General features: G+C 45.7%; 17 protein-coding genes. 6 read left to right on the forward strand and 11 right to left on the reverse strand.

The features are described 5' to 3' along the window. Positions 1-6: 6 nt before the first annotated feature. Both P150_RS0100455 and P150_RS16765 read left to right on the forward strand, forming a co-directional pair. Entirely contained in the window at positions 7-543 is a 537-nt protein-coding gene (locus tag P150_RS0100455) for an FHA domain-containing protein (RefSeq protein WP_028896000.1), read from the forward strand. A 98-nt stretch (positions 544-641) separates the two neighbouring features. Then, positions 642-1,115: a hypothetical protein gene (locus P150_RS16765; protein ID WP_028896001.1), complete on the forward strand. Its 474-nt coding sequence runs from the start codon at positions 642-644 to the stop codon at positions 1,113-1,115. Between the two features lie 211 nt (positions 1,116-1,326). On the opposite strand, the gene P150_RS0100465 is transcribed toward P150_RS16765, so the two are convergent. Beyond that, on the reverse strand, positions 1,327-1,791 hold the full coding sequence (locus tag P150_RS0100465) for a MaoC family dehydratase (RefSeq protein ID WP_028896002.1): 465 nt from the start codon (positions 1,789-1,791) through the stop codon (positions 1,327-1,329). A gap of 620 nt (positions 1,792-2,411) precedes the next feature. Beyond that, positions 2,412-2,696: a putative quinol monooxygenase gene (locus tag P150_RS0100470; RefSeq protein WP_028896003.1), complete on the reverse strand. Its 285-nt coding sequence runs from the start codon at positions 2,694-2,696 to the stop codon at positions 2,412-2,414. 310 nt (positions 2,697-3,006) lie between these two features. On the opposite strand from P150_RS0100470, the gene P150_RS15580 reads away from it, so the two are divergent. The 4 genes from P150_RS15580 (at position 3,007) to P150_RS0100490 (ending at position 6,736) form a co-directional block, all read left to right on the forward strand. Next, a complete protein-coding gene (locus tag P150_RS15580) occupies positions 3,007-3,918 on the forward strand; it encodes an HAD-IA family hydrolase (protein WP_231477553.1) in 912 nt (303 codons plus the stop codon). 364 nt (positions 3,919-4,282) lie between these two features. Beyond that, positions 4,283-4,936 (forward strand): rubrerythrin, encoded by a 654-nt coding sequence (rbr, locus tag P150_RS0100480; RefSeq protein ID WP_028896004.1) that lies wholly within the window; start codon positions 4,283-4,285, stop codon positions 4,934-4,936. Positions 4,937-5,163: 227 nt separating this feature from the next. Further along, entirely contained in the window at positions 5,164-6,147 is a 984-nt protein-coding gene (locus P150_RS0100485; protein WP_028896005.1) for an aminodeoxychorismate synthase component I, read from the forward strand. After that, positions 6,131-6,736, forward strand: coding sequence for an aminotransferase class IV (locus P150_RS0100490; protein ID WP_028896006.1), 606 nt, complete (start codon positions 6,131-6,133; stop codon positions 6,734-6,736). Before P150_RS0100485 ends, P150_RS0100490 begins: the two co-directional genes overlap by 17 nt. 211 nt (positions 6,737-6,947) lie before the next feature. Here the strand turns inward: P150_RS0100490 and P150_RS0100495 are convergent, their stop codons facing one another. The 9 genes from P150_RS0100495 to P150_RS0100535 all read right to left on the reverse strand — a co-directional run bounded on the left by P150_RS0100495 (position 6,948) and on the right by P150_RS0100535 (position 14,389). Then, the gene (locus P150_RS0100495) at positions 6,948-7,322 is read right to left on the reverse strand and encodes a RidA family protein (RefSeq protein WP_028896007.1); all 375 of its coding nucleotides are present in this window, start codon (positions 7,320-7,322) and stop codon (positions 6,948-6,950) included. 382 nt (positions 7,323-7,704) lie between these two features. Continuing rightward, positions 7,705-8,796, reverse strand: a complete 1,092-nt coding sequence (locus P150_RS0100500) for a DegT/DnrJ/EryC1/StrS aminotransferase family protein (RefSeq protein WP_036931953.1) — start codon at positions 8,794-8,796, stop codon at positions 7,705-7,707. Between the two features lie 2 nt (positions 8,797-8,798). Beyond that, the gene (locus P150_RS0100505) at positions 8,799-9,746 is read right to left on the reverse strand and encodes a GNAT family N-acetyltransferase (protein ID WP_028896009.1); all 948 of its coding nucleotides are present in this window, start codon (positions 9,744-9,746) and stop codon (positions 8,799-8,801) included. Between the two features lie 3 nt (positions 9,747-9,749). Further along, positions 9,750-10,166, reverse strand: a complete 417-nt coding sequence (locus tag P150_RS0100510; RefSeq protein WP_028896010.1) for an FdtA/QdtA family cupin domain-containing protein — start codon at positions 10,164-10,166, stop codon at positions 9,750-9,752. Between the two features lie 227 nt (positions 10,167-10,393). Continuing rightward, positions 10,394-11,542 (reverse strand): dTDP-glucose 4,6-dehydratase, encoded by a 1,149-nt coding sequence (gene rfbB / locus P150_RS0100515; RefSeq protein ID WP_028896011.1) that lies wholly within the window; start codon positions 11,540-11,542, stop codon positions 10,394-10,396. A 30-nt stretch (positions 11,543-11,572) separates the two neighbouring features. Further along, positions 11,573-11,830: a hypothetical protein gene (locus P150_RS0100520; protein ID WP_028896012.1), complete on the reverse strand. Its 258-nt coding sequence runs from the start codon at positions 11,828-11,830 to the stop codon at positions 11,573-11,575. A 49-nt stretch (positions 11,831-11,879) separates the two neighbouring features. Further along, complete coding sequence (locus P150_RS0100525) at positions 11,880-12,386, reverse strand: metallophosphoesterase (protein WP_028896013.1); 507 nt, start codon at positions 12,384-12,386, stop codon at positions 11,880-11,882. Next, positions 12,383-13,012 (reverse strand): AAA family ATPase, encoded by a 630-nt coding sequence (locus P150_RS0100530; protein WP_028896014.1) that lies wholly within the window; start codon positions 13,010-13,012, stop codon positions 12,383-12,385. The genes P150_RS0100525 and P150_RS0100530 overlap by 4 nt, the downstream gene beginning before the upstream one ends. Before the next feature lie 21 nt (positions 13,013-13,033). Then, the gene (locus P150_RS0100535; RefSeq protein WP_028896015.1) at positions 13,034-14,389 is read right to left on the reverse strand and encodes an MATE family efflux transporter; all 1,356 of its coding nucleotides are present in this window, start codon (positions 14,387-14,389) and stop codon (positions 13,034-13,036) included. Positions 14,390-14,456 lie beyond the last annotated feature (67 nt).

The raw sequence follows: 14,456 nt of genomic DNA on the forward strand, positions 1-14,456 counted from the left end.
AGACTTATGAAACGTGTCAGATGTCCCAAATGTGATAACTATATCACATTCGACGAAACAAAGTACCAGTCCGGACAGAGATTGGTATTCGAATGTCCAAGTTGCAGCAAGCAGTTCGGCATACGCATCGGTGTGTCAAAACTTCGCAAGACGCAGAAAGAAGAAAACAATACGGGCATTGAAGAGCCGGATGAAGCTGAATATGGGTATCTACACGTGATAGAAAATGTATTTCACTATCAGCAAAACATTCCCTTGCACTTCGGTGAGAACCTGATAGGACGCTATCAAAAGGGAAATCCGGTGAACTGTCCTATTGAAACGGTAGACCCCAGCGTGGATTTGACCCACTGTGCCATAACGGTTTCAAAGGATAAGAAGGGAAATGTGAAGTACGTGCTGCGGGACGGTCCTTCCTATACCGGCACTTTTGTGGATAACGATATTCTTGCAGACAACGAACGACGTGTGATTGAGAATGGAACGCTGTTCACGCTTGGCGCAACAAGCATTATCCTTCGCACACAGTCAGAAGAAGAATAAGTCTTCAAAAACAAATTAAAGCCTCTTAATTAGAATAAATATATTTGCACCGAGCGTGCAAACGTATTACTTTTGTCCCATCATTTACAATTTAAAAGATGGGTAGGCACATAGCATTCTTTATATTGTTCCTTGCAGTTGCGCTGCCGTCTTTCTCTCAAAGGAAAGGCGTCATTGTCAGTATGGAGACCGGTGTACCCATCAGGGATGTTAAAATTTATACGAACAACGGTCAGATAGATTCCACCAACTATCGGGGAGAGTTTCAAATCAAGAAGGATTTTTCCAGTATTACGATTGCCAAGGCCAGTTTCGTGAGTTTAACCCTGAATCATTATGAAATGACCGATACCATTCAGCTGCTTCCCAAATTCAATACGCTGAACGAGGTAATCGTATGGGGAAAACGAAAGGAGACAACGCTGAATATAAACAGGGCAATAGGCGATTTAACCCAATATTATACACCGAAGCCCGGACTGAATTTTGACGTCATTTCGCTTTTCAGAAGACGGCAAGGCCTCAGTAAAAAGGAAAAACAGAAACACGATGAAATCATAGACACCTATTAAGTTTACCTGTTTGCAGAATTTTCCAACTTGATGTTTATGTTTGAAAAAGTTGTGCATATTGCTGAATGTAAGCCTCTTGATGATTATTCGTCATTGAGTTTACATTCAGCAATATGCACAATTTGTATATAAGTTTCCTCAAAAATCAGCATCATCTCTGAAGAAACGTAAGGATTCTTCCGACAATCTTGTCGGCAAGTATAGCTGAAAACTATTCAAAATAATAGAGGAAGGTTGCAATACCCTCGAGTGCGGGCTTGCGTTCGCCTTCTATTTCAATCTGGAACTTGATGCCGGCCTTGCATACGCCACGCAGATTCTCAATGGAATGAAGCGTTGTAACGAGACGGACGCGCGAACCGGTAATGACCGGACAGCCGAAACGCATCTTGTCCATACCGTAATTTACCATCATTTTCAGATTCTTCACTTCGATAATCTCGTTCCACATCTTTGGCAATAACGAGAGCGTGAGATAGCCGTGAGCGATAGTGCTCTTGTAGGGGCTTTCTTCTTTCGCACGCTCGGTGTCGATGTGAATCCACTGATGGTCGAGCGTTGCATCGGCAAAGAGGTTGATTCTTTCCTGATCCACCTGTAACCACTCGCTTTCACCGAGCTTCTCGCCGAGGTGAGAAGCCAATTCGTCGTAACTATTAACGATAAGTTTTCCCATTTTCTTTATTTGTTTGATTAAATTTCCTAATTGTTTTTTTAGGCGTAAACAAGCGCATAGCAATGCCATTTTTGCTCATTTACCCTATGTTGTGTGCAAAGTTACTCAAAAAATCTGTATTGGCAAACTGAAATTCCTGCTTACTTGCAATCTGTGTTCTGGATAAATATCCCGAGTGTGAAATCAGTTGATGCGAGAATAAAGGAATAAGTTTACAAGAAACGTAGTTGAAAAGGGCAAAGTTTCAAATAAATTTGTATGTAGTTCTGCCATTTAGGCAAAGTTATTCAATGGTACGAAATGTGTGTTTGTAACTAATTGAAAATCAGTTTGTAATATATTCGTTTCCAAACGTGCGAAGATTGCGCTGCATTCTTCGCACGTTTGCGTTGCAATCTTCGCAAGATTACATTGCATTTTTCGGTTACTTGAAAATCGTGTTTCCGTCAGTCGTCAGCGATAGTAGTTTTGCCGAATCGGAATGACACAATATCCTTAAAGAGAGCAAGCTGAATCAGGAATTGAATCAGGGCTTGTTCTCTCACAGGGATAGGTTAAGAGCTTTATATTTTCCGATTTACAACACCTCTTATATAGGAGCGTGAAAGGGAACTTTGGGCTTAAAACTCGAACTTTTCCAGTTTCAGTCCATTCTCTGTGAGTGCTTCCAACTTGGGAACAATCGTTGTGAAGTGTTCTGCCGAAGCGTGTTTGTCTATGCAGGCTTGGTCTTTCCACGTTTCGCAGAAGAGCATAGTGCGTGGGTTGGTGGTACTCTGGAAGAGGTCGTAACTGATACAGCCTTCGTCCTTACGTGATTGTTCTGCTAATTTGTGAGCCAATGCGAGTGCATCCTCAATCTTCACATCCTCTCTTAAAGAGAAAAAAGCATTAAATCTAAACATATTCTTTTTGTTTTTGGTACTTGCAAAGGTAAGGATTCTTTTTCATTTCAGAGCTTGTTTTAATGATTCACAACGATAAAAAACGATAAAATATTCGGCAGATAGCATTTCTTTATAGACTATTGTTGTAATTTTGTTGCCCCTTATTGATGGAAAATGGGGGATGGGAGATGTGAAAAGGGAGATGGGAGATGTTAAATGGAGGATGTGAGATGGGAAAGGGGAGATGTGAGATGGGAAATGAGGGATGGAATATAACAATGAGAAGTATTACAATAAATATAAACATATAATGAGTTTCAAGAAAATATTGAGTAGAATAAAGAACTGGCTGCAAGGTCTGTCGTTCAGAACCGGTGTCATTGTGATGGCTTTGTGCCTGCCTTGCTATTTCATTTCGCTCGGTCTGCCGTGGCTTTTGGATATGGATGCAAGCAAGAAAGGCGCAATGTTCGTTGTGTTCTTTGGCTTGGCGAAAACGTTTCAATACGCGGGACTGACGATTCTCGGCAAGGAAGGCTACAAGCGATTGAAGGCAAAGTTGAAAGGGAATAAGCCCATAAGGCTGATTATATTCGATTTCGACGGTACTATCGGGGATTCCAGAGGGCTGATAACGCAGACGATGCTTGAAACGATAGACCGGCTTGGGCTGGAAAAACGGACGGAAGAGGAATGTGCGAGGACAATAGGACTGCCGTTGGCTGAATGCTTTTCGTCGATGATTCCGATGACTGATGAGAAAGCCGAGGAATGCGCACGTGTCTATACGGAGATTTGTTTGCGAAATAGTGTTCCCGGGGCTGTTCCGGCGTTTCCGAATGTTGTGGAAACCATCAGGAATTTGCACAGTCAGGGATACATTCTTACCATAGCAACCAACCGCAGCAGGCTGTCGCTCGCAGATTTTCTCAACGATATGCAGCTCGCTGACTGTTTCAGCTTGCTCGTTGGCGTAGACGATGTTCAGCAAAAGAAGCCGAATGCCGAGCCTGCAATGAAGATTCTCGACACATTCGGGCTGAAAGCGAGCGAGGCCTTGATAGTTGGCGACACGGAATCGGATATTCTTATGGGCAAGAATGCAGGTGTAAGAACGTGTGGTGTTACTTACGGCACGGGCAAGGAAGAGGAATTGAAGAAGGCGGGAGCTGATTTCATCATCAACGATTTCAGCGAATTGACAGGCATTGTGAGCCATTCCGCAAACGGAAGCAGATAGAATCGGAACATTTTTTGCAAGGTCAGGTGTTTTCCTTGTGAACTTGTTCTCTCGTTCCCTTGTTCCCTCGTTTTCAATTCAGCTTGTTCTTATTTAGCTTTTGTCTAATTAGAGGTTTCGGGGTAAAAAGAACGTTAATTTATTATGATGTTTAATTGATAAATTGTACTTTTGCAATACGAACAAGATAATTTGGATAAATTCCAATACTCGTAGTTTTACTGCCTGTAAATGAGGGTAAACGGAATTTAGAAAAACGCTCTACTGTCTTAAAAGAGATAGTGTTGCGTTGCGTCCGAGCCAATCGGAAACCAACAGATACTGAACAGGATTCAAGATTTTCATTTAATAAAACAAAAACATTATGAAGAAGAAGTTTATTTGCACCGTATGTGGTTATATGTACGAGGGTTCAGAGGCACCTGCTGAGTGCCCAGTATGCCACGTAAAGGCTGACAAGTTCAAGGAATTTAACCCTGAAGCATTGAAGGGCACAAAGACAGAGGCCAACCTTCAGACTGCTTTTGCAGGCGAGAGTCAGGCACACACCAAGTATCAGTACTATGCTTCAAAGGCACGCAAGGATGGTTACGTGCAGATGGCTGAAATCTTTGAAGAGACATCGCGCAACGAAAAGGAGCACGCAAAGCTGTGGTTCAAGTTCCTCCACAACGGCGACATTCCATCAACTCCTGAAAACCTCCTCGCTGCTGCCGAAGGTGAGAACTACGAATGGACTGATATGTACGACAAGATGGCTAAGGACGCTATGGAAGAAGGCTTCCCAGAGTTGGCAGTTAAGTTCCGTACAGTCGGTGCTATCGAAAAGAAGCACGAAGAGCGTTATCGTAAGCTCCTGAAGAACATCGAAGACAAGGTTGTTTTCGCCAAAGACGGTTCTGCCGTATGGCAGTGCATCAACTGCGGTCATATCGTAGTTGGCAAGCAGGCACCTGAAGTTTGCCCTGTTTGTGTGCATCCACAGAGCTTCTTCCAGATTAAGCCTGAGAATTACTAAAAGTCATTTAACCGACAGAACATACATCCTCCCACCTTCGCCGTTGTGCAGAGGTGGGAGGATTTTTTTGTTTCATCGTGTCTTTGATGTAGACCTGCAATGCTTTGCGCAGTTATTTTTAAGACAGGAAAGCATAGGAAAGATACGATATTGTAAAAAAATATGTGTAATTTTGCGATTCATACACGATGCAATGATAAGTTTTATCGAAGGAATTGGATTTTACTATGAAAATTTATCCGAAGGAAGAGGCGCAGACGCTGATGAACAGACTTGCCAAAGAGGGCAGGGAGTTTGTCTTTGCCGTTAGTTACGACCAGAGTCAGGCATATATTGTGGAAGCCGGGAAACTGGATTCCGATGAAATGATGGTGGCATTTCCCAATTTCAATAATATTCCTGAAAATGCTGAATGCAATTCCGATACCGTGGAGTGGGATTTTGATGCCCCGAACCGTGAACGGTACGAAGACAGTATTAACTTTGTGAAGGCGAATATGCGTGCCGGAAACAGCTATTTGGCAAACCTCACGTGCAAGGTTGAGATAAGAACAAACCTGACTCTCCGCGATATTTTCCTCCGTTCTAAGGCAATGTACCGCTGTTGGATCCGCAATCGCTTCGTATGTTTCTCTCCGGAGATATTCGTTCGCATAGACAACGGAAAAATCAGTTCGTATCCGATGAAGGGAACGCTCGATGCCACACTTCCGAATGCCGAGGAAATACTGATGAGCAATGTTAAAGAAGCTGCCGAACACGCAACGATAGTAGACCTGATACGCAATGATTTAAGTATGGTTTCGGATGGAGTTGCCGTAACGAAGTATAGATACATCGACCGACTTCAGACCAACAAGGGAGAGATATTGCAGACGAGTTCTGAAATCACGGGAAAACTGACCGACCATTACACGAGGAATATAGGCGATTTGCTGTTCAGGCTGCTCCCGGCAGGTTCCATTACGGGTGCGCCAAAACCCAAAACGATGGAAATAATCGCCGAGGCCGAAGCCTACGACAGAGGTTTCTACACCGGAGTGATAGGACATTACAAGGATGGGAATCTTGACAGTGCCGTAATGATAAGATTCATAGACGAGGAAGCTGGCAAATTCTATTATAAGGCAGGTGGAGGAATCACGGCAAAGAGCAATAACGACGATGAATACAAGGAAGTAAAGGATAAAATCTATGTGCCGATTTATTGAAACGATGCGAGTGGAGAAGGGCGAGATTATCAATCTTGATTTCCACCGACAGAGATTTGAAGCTACGCGCAGGCATTACTGGCCCGGAGCGGAAGAACTTTCGTGGCAGAACGTTTATGCAGCCGTGGACGCACGACTCGAGAAAGCCAAACTGCGTTTTCTGTATGACGAAACTTCCATCACCGAGATATCCTGTACGGAATATGTTCAGAAAGACATTTGCTTGCTGAAACTTGTCCGTGCAGACGGAATCAGCTATCCGTTCAAGCATTCCGACCGTTCGGCGTTGGAGAAATTGAAGGCGCAGCAAGGTGATTGCGACGAGATTCTGATAGTGAAAGACAACCACATAACGGACACCTCGTTCACGAACGTTGCATTTTTCGACGGAAAAGAATGGTTTACGCCCGACACTCCTCTCTTGCCGGGAACTCGGCGTGCGAGCCTCATTGCTCAGGGAAGGCTCAAGGAAAGGGAAATACTGGCAGATGATCTGCCCACTTACAGTTTCATAGCCCTCTTCAATGCAATGATAGATTTGGACGAACTTGTGCTGCCGTTGCACGAAGGCTGCTTTACAATTCGCTGATTCATCAATCTGTCAATGGATTACTGTATGATTATTCTCATTGCCGACCGATTTCCTTGCCAATCTGTCCTGAACCCGAAGAATTTATAAAGAAAGCAGAGAATGCAAATCACTTGCATCCTCTGCTTTTTTATTGAATCTGATTCGTGAAAAACTGCAGGGCAGAGTTCCAACTCCGTTTCCATCCTTGCTTTATTCCACTTCAGCGATTTTATTTTACTGCAATGCACTCCACTTCCACGAGCGCATCCTTTGGCAAACGCTTCACGGAGATAGCCGAACGAGCCGGGAATGGTTCGCTGAAGAACTCTGCATATACTTCGTTCATAGCTGCAAAGTCTTCCATATCAGCGAGATAAACAGTTGTCTTTACTACGTGAGAGAGGTCGATGCCTGCTTCTTTGAGAATAGCCTGAGCGTTCGTGAGCGACTGACGGGTCTGCTCCTTCACGCCACCGGGAGCAAAAGCACCCGTTGCAGGGTCGATAGGGAGCTGTCCTGATGTGAATACAAAACCGTTGGCTTCGATAGCCTGACTGTAAGGACCGATAGCACTGGGTGCGTTGTTTGTGTTTACTACTTTCATAATTCTTATCGTTTTAAGATGTTAATCAAATGTCCGTGTCGGCACCAATGCCTGCACACCTTGCAAAGATACGAATATTTTTACAAGTAAATGCCCATTGGCTGAATAATTCCTTGTTGTACGTTTTAATTTCTATTGACAGCAAGTATCGTTTGTCCCTGATTTTTTCGTTTGCGTATGCAGGGTTGTGCCGTGATGTTCGGAAGCTATATTTGCTGATGCTGAAGTCTGATTTGCAAGTGACCGAAGAACGGAATGCAATCTTCGCAAAAACGCATTGTATTCTTGCGAAGATTGCATTGCATTCTTGCGAAGATTGTAGTCCTATGTTTTAAGCGTTGATTTTCAATTGATTATGAAATTTGCTTTGTCTGTATGTTTTTTAAAAGGCATTCAGCAGTCTGACGATTCTCTGCGCATCTTCATCCGTCATTGCCTGATTGCACGGCAGGGAGAGTTCCTGTCGATGAATGCGCTCGGTAATGGGGAAAGAAAGGTGGTTCCATTCCTTGTAGGCCTGTTGCTGATGGGGAGGAATGGGGTAGTGAATCATTGTCTGCACGTCGTTCTCCTTTAGATAGGCTTGCAGCGTGGCGCGTTCTTCGCAGAGAATGGGGTAGATATGATAAACGTTGTCTCGGTCGGGCGATTTCGGAACAATAGTCTTCGGGTTTGAAATCTGTGTGTTGAAAATCTGTGCAATCTGCTTTCTGCGTGCATTGTCGGCATCAAGATAGCGTAGTTTCACGGAGAGTGCGGCAGCTTGAAGCTCGTCCATACGGCTGTTTCTGCCTTTGTAGGCGAACTCGTATTTACGGGACGAACCGTAATTGGCGAGTGTTCGGATGGTGTTGGCAAGCAGTTCGTCGGATGTGGTTACGGCACCTGCATCGCCCAATGCGCCGAGATTCTTGCCGGGATAGAAACTGTGAGCTGCTGCATCGCCAAGGCTTCCCGTCCGTTTGCTGTGGAAGGTGCAGCCGTGAGCCTGTGCATTGTCTTCTATCAGCTTGAGATGGTGCTGTCTGCAAATGTTTTCTATTCGTGTAGTGAAGGCGCATCTGCCGTAGAGATGTACGAGGAGAATGGCTCGGGTGCGTGGAGTTATTGCCGACTCGATGCGTGCGTCGTCTATCTGCATCGTACTGATGTCTGGCTCAACAAGCACGGGAACAAGATTGTTTTCTGTGATGGAGAGGATGCTTGCGATATAAGTGTTGGCAGGTACGATTACTTCGTCGCCGTCCTGAAGGACGCCCAGATCCCGATAGGCACGGAAAATGAGGCTGAGTGCATCGAGTCCGTTGCCGCAAGTGATGCAATGGTGAGTGCCGATATAGCGTGCATACTGGTCTTGGAATTGGCGTGTGGCCTGTCCTTGCAGATACCAACCGGAATCCACAACCTGCTGAATTGCCGCAGAAATCTCTTCGGCGTGCATCGCAGTGATTTGTTTCAGTGATAGATATTCCATTGTTAAAAGTCCGATATTTCCCACGTGTCGTAGCAGATGCCTCTTCCTCCGAAGCCTTCTTTCTGAAAAATGAGCTGCTCGTTGAGGTCGTGGCCGTCGCCGTCGGAGCTTTTTCCAAAGTCGAAATAGCCGGTATGGGATGCGTACACCTTATTTAATATATGGTCGAAAAGCAGGTCGAGCGCACCGTTTGCCTTTCCTTCGGGCGAGGCTGAAATGTATTGTGTGTGAATGGTTCGGGGAGTTTCGTAGACAATCGTGCCTCCTATTGGCAGTTTTTCGCTGCTTTGGGCAATGAAAAGCCTTATTTCTTTTGGAAAATTGGCTTTGAGCAATGTGAGTTCGTCGAGTGAATGAACCGGAGCGGCATCGTATTTATTGTGCAGATTGTCGTTGAGGATATGCCAGAAAGCAGCAAGGTCGTTGCTTTCTTCCACAATGATTCCGTTGCGCATCGCCTTTCTGATGCCGCTTTTTCGGCTTTCGGCGAATTTCATACGGTTTTCCAACGCAATGGTGGATGAGATATGGCGTGTGATGATGCGTGCATTGCAGACGTTTACCAGTGCGTAGAGGTCTTCCTCGGCAGGAATCCTGTGGTAAATGTGGGGAACAGCCTTATACACGAAACGATGAATGCCGTGTTCGGAAAGGAAGGAAAGAATGAGCCTTAAGACTTCGCAAACGTCTGAAGTCGTGGCTTTTGCGTTGGTTATCAGTCCACCATAGGTAAGTCCTTGGTGGGAATAGAGCGTATTGCCGGCGAGATTGGCAGGCAGTAGCGCGAAGATGCGTTGCTTGCGGCGGACAATGAGTGAGAAATCATCGAAACGGTCGGAATGATAGTCCATATAATGCCGGTCGAACAAGAATGTGCCTTGCTTCGACTGCTTCACGAATGCGTTCCATTCATTCGCCTGCTGTGGACTGTATTTCGTGATTTCAAACATCGGTTATTTCTCTTCGATAAACTTTAAATACTCATCGTATTCCCTGATATAGTCATCTTCATCGAACAGGTCTTCGGCCAATACGAGGCAGACTGCACCCGATGAGAAGTCGTCGAGCGTCCGCCAGATGTTCGTATCTACCAATAATCCCTGATAGGGATGGTTCAGAAGGAAGGTATGCTGCTGTTTCCCGTTGGTAAGGGTAACTGTGAAAGAACCACTGACGGCGATGATAAACTCACGACAATGCTTGTGGGAGTGTCCTCCTCGGCATTCTCCGCCGGGCACATCGTAGACCCAATAGACGCGGGAGACATTGAAAGGAATGTCTTTCGATTGTTCAACGAAAGTGAGATTGCCCCGTTGGTCGAGAATCTTGGGGAGGTCGATGATTTTTCCGATGCTTGGTTCGTCTTGCATTGTTTGAAAAATAAGGGGTGTTGGAAGGGAATTGGGAGTGAAGGTTCTGCTTTGTGATGTTCCGTGAATGGGGCGTTTGATGGACTTGAAGGGAATTCAATGAACTTGAAAGGTCTTAATCGTGAAGAAGTGCTGATAATAATAGGTGCTCGCTGCTTTTGTTTTTCAGGCAATTATCATCGCTTCTTCACGCTAAGTGCTTTCTTATGGATTCACTCCTTCGGTTTCTATCTGTTGGAATACATCATATCGTAATACTTCTGATAGTCACCGCTGGTAACTTCCTGTATCCATTCCTGATTTTCGAGGTTCCACTTGATGGTCTTCACGATGCCTTCGGCAAACATTGTTTCAGGGAACCAACCGAGTTCTTCCTTGATTTTGGTTGGATCGATGGCATAGCGGGCGTCGTGTCCCAGTCTGTCGGCAACGTGTGTAATGAGATCGTTGTTTATCCAACTGATGTCTATGTCGCCGTTTTCGTCCTTTACCTGTTTTTTCAACACCTTACGGAGTTCCTTGTTTTCGGCCAGCATATCGTGGATGGTCTTGATTGTGAGCTTCACAATGTCGATATTGGTCATCTCGTTGTGTCCGCCTACATTGTAAACTTCGCCTACACGTCCTTCACGAACCACCATATCAATGGCCTTGCAGTGGTCTTCCACGTAGAGCCAGTCGCGAACATTCAGTCCTTCTCCGTAGACCGGGAGTGCTTTTCCTTCGAGAATGTTGTTGATTATCAGTGGAATGAGCTTCTCGGGGAAGTGATAAGGGCCGTAGTTGTTGGAACAACGGGTGATGCTGATAGGCATGTGGAACGTGTCGTGATATGCCATTACGAACATATCGGCACTTGTCTTGCTTGCCGAATACGGACTGTGAGGGCAGAGTGGGGTGGCTTCCGTGAAGTAACCGTCGGCTCCGAGCGAGCCATATACCTCATCGGTGGATACCTGATGATAGCGTTTGCCCTCCTTCCAAGTGGGGTATCCCTTCTCGTCCTTGCCTGTAACCCACGCACGGCGTGCGGCATCCATCAGGTTTTGAGTGCCCAGTATGTTCACGTTGAGGAACAGTTGAGGGTCTTCTATCGAACGGTCTACGTGGCTTTCAGCAGCGAAGTTCACGAGATAGTCGATGTCGTATTCGGTAAAAAGCCTGTCTGCGAGTTCCCTGTCTCGTATATCGCCCTTGACAAATATGCAGCGTTCGCCGTCTATATCGTCCTTGATGGTTCCGAGATTACCTGCATAGGTTAGTGCATCAAGAACAATTACCTTGATGTCTTCGTTCACATACTTCTTGTGAAGCAGATACTTGATGTAGTTTGCGCCTATAAAGCCGGCGGCTCCAGTTACTAAGTAAGTTTTCATTTTGTTGTCTATTATATTTTTATCTGTTTCTTAATTTATTTCCGTATTGAATTCATCAGCAGCTTTGGCGTGTTTGCCCCTATGCCATCGGTTCTTATAGGCTGTTTTTATCTTTCTCCAACAGTCAGGAAAAGTGTAGACGGTAGCCATTGCTGCACCGAAGCCAGTGCTGTTGAAAGCGATTTCCTTCCAGTCATACTCATTGTTCCATTCAAATATTATAGTGATGATGAAATATGCAATGCTATACACAAGAAACTGGCTGCTGAATTTTCTTATGGTTTTCATTCGGTTGCAGATTTTTGTAATGCCATTAGGGGGCGTTTGCCTTGTTATTTCAGTTTTTTGCCTTATCATTTAAAGTAATAACTTCACAATCACTGAATTTATTGCCTTCGATGGTAAGTCTTATCAGCGTGCGCTCCTTGTGCCACCCGCTCAATCCGGCAGCACCGGGGTTGATATGGAGCAGATTGAGCGTCTTGTCGAACTTCACTTTCAGTATGTGGGAATGCCCATCGACGAACAGATCAGGTGGAGAAGCGTAGAGCATACCCTGCACCGATCGGTCGTAATTGCCGGGATAGCCGCCGATATGCTTCAGGAGAACATCAACGTCTTCGCACTTGAAACGCAGAATTTCACGGTAGCGTGCCCTTATCTCGCAGCCGTCTATGTTGCCATACACGGCACGGAAGATAGGTTTCATTGCCTCGAACCTGTCGGCGACTTCCAAAGAACCGATGTCGCCGGCGTGCCATACTTCATCGCAGTCCTTGAAATAGTATTCGTATTTCTCATCCCAGTAAGCGTGAGTGTCCGATATGATTCCGATGCGTTTCATTTGGCTGCCTTCAACTTGCGTTTTATGAACTCTGCTATAAAATCCTTCGTTGCCTCGAGCCCGAGAATGCTTGCATCAACGCAGAGGTCGTAGCTTTCGGAGTGTCCCCAAGTCTTGCCCGTATAGTAATTATAATACTTAGCCCGTTCGCTTTCGCCGTTTTCTATGATTTTGCGTGCTTCCTCCACCGTGCACCCCCTGCGTTTGCTCACGTTTTCGGCTCTGAAGTCCATATTTGCCGTGATGAAGATGTTCACAACTGCCTTATTATCGCGCAAAACATAGTCTGCCGTTCTGCCTACGAACACACAGCGGGGATTCTTTTCAGCGGCATCGCGAATGGCATCGCTCTGAAACTGATAGAGACTTTCCTGCGAAAAGTCGTTTTTATAGAAGTCGTTGCTTCCCAACAGAGGCAGATGGATGTGGAAATGAGACTTCAGGAATCCCTTCTGCTCGTCATTCTCCTCGAAGAACTTCTCTGAAAAGCCACTCTCCCGGGCTGCAATGTTCAGTATTTCTCTGTCGTAGAACTTGCAGTTGAACTCTTCGGCAAGCATCTTGGCAATGATTCTTCCACCACTTCCGAGCTGTCGGCCAACGTTTATAATCAGTTTTTCTTCCATAAGCGTGAATATTTTACAGGTTCAGGCCTGCATTTCTTTCTTGAAATTTCTCATATAACTAAACATTATCGTACCGGCAATGACAGCCGAAAGGGCATCGCTCGACGGCAATGCCGCCCATACGCCGTCGATATTGAAGAATCGGGGCAATACAATCAGCAGCGGCAACAGCAGCAAGAGCTGTCTGGAGAGCGAAAGGAAGATGCTTATCTTCACTTTTCCGATACATTGGAAAAAATTGGTTATTACCATCTGTCCTCCGATAATCGGAAACATCATCATATTGATGTGAATCGCCTTTACCGACTGCGTGATCAGTTCGCTGTCGGTGGTAAACATTCGGGCACAATAGTAGGGTGCGAACATCGCAAGGAGCCATCCGGTCGTCATTATCGCCGTAGCCGAGACAACGGCAAGTTTCACAACCCGCATCATTCTGTCGAACTGCTGCGAACCGAAGTTGTATCCCGCTATCGGCTGCATTCCCTGATTCAGTCCGATTACGAACATCACGAAGATAGTGGCAATACTGTTTGCGATGCCATAAGCCCCGACAGCCATATCTCCGCCATATTTCACGAGCTGATTGTTCATAAAAATCACAATCACGCACGCACAGGCATTCATCAGGAAAGGCGAAATGCCAATCGAAACAATATTCTTCACGAGGTCTTTCTTCAGTTTGTAGATGCCGCGCTTCAGATGGAGCAGCTCCTTCTGATTGGAAAAGAGCTTCATCTGCCAGCAGAGTGCCAGTATCTGCGAGATAATCGTTGCCAACGCAGCCCCCTTGATGCCCCAGCCCCACCACAGGATGAAGACAACATCGAGAAGAATGTTCATCGCCACCGTGAAGATGGTTGCAAACATAGCGTGCCTCGGCTTGGATGCGGCGCGAAGCACGGCATTCATTCCGAAGTACATATGCGAGAAAACATTGCCTGCGAGGATAACGGTCATAAAGTCCTTGGCATACGGAATCGTGGCATCGCTTGCACCGAAGAACCTAAGAATGGAGTCGAGGAAAATAAGACAGAGTGCTCCGAAGACGATGCCGATGATGAGATTCAGCGTTATCGTGTTGCCGAGTATGTTTTCTGCCGTATCGTAATCCCTCTGACCGAGCTTCACGCTGATGGTGGTTGATGCCCCTACGCCCACGGCTGCACCGAAAGCAGCCGCAAGATTCATAAACGGAAAAGTGATTGCCAGACCCGAAATAGCCATAGAGCCGACCACCTGACCGATGAACACGCGGTCGATGATATTGTAGAGCGACGCTGCCGTCATCGCTATGATGGCAGGCAGGGCATACTGCGCCAATAGTTTCCCTACGGGCTTAGTCCCTAACTCTAACGTTGCTTTCTTATTATCCATTGAGTCTTACTTATATACATTTGCAAAAGTACAAAAAAAATGTGATACACTCATTGGATAAATTAAA

The sequence above is a fragment of the Prevotella sp. HUN102 genome (assembly GCF_000688375.1).
Taxonomy (GTDB): Bacteria; Bacteroidota; Bacteroidia; order Bacteroidales; family Bacteroidaceae; genus Prevotella.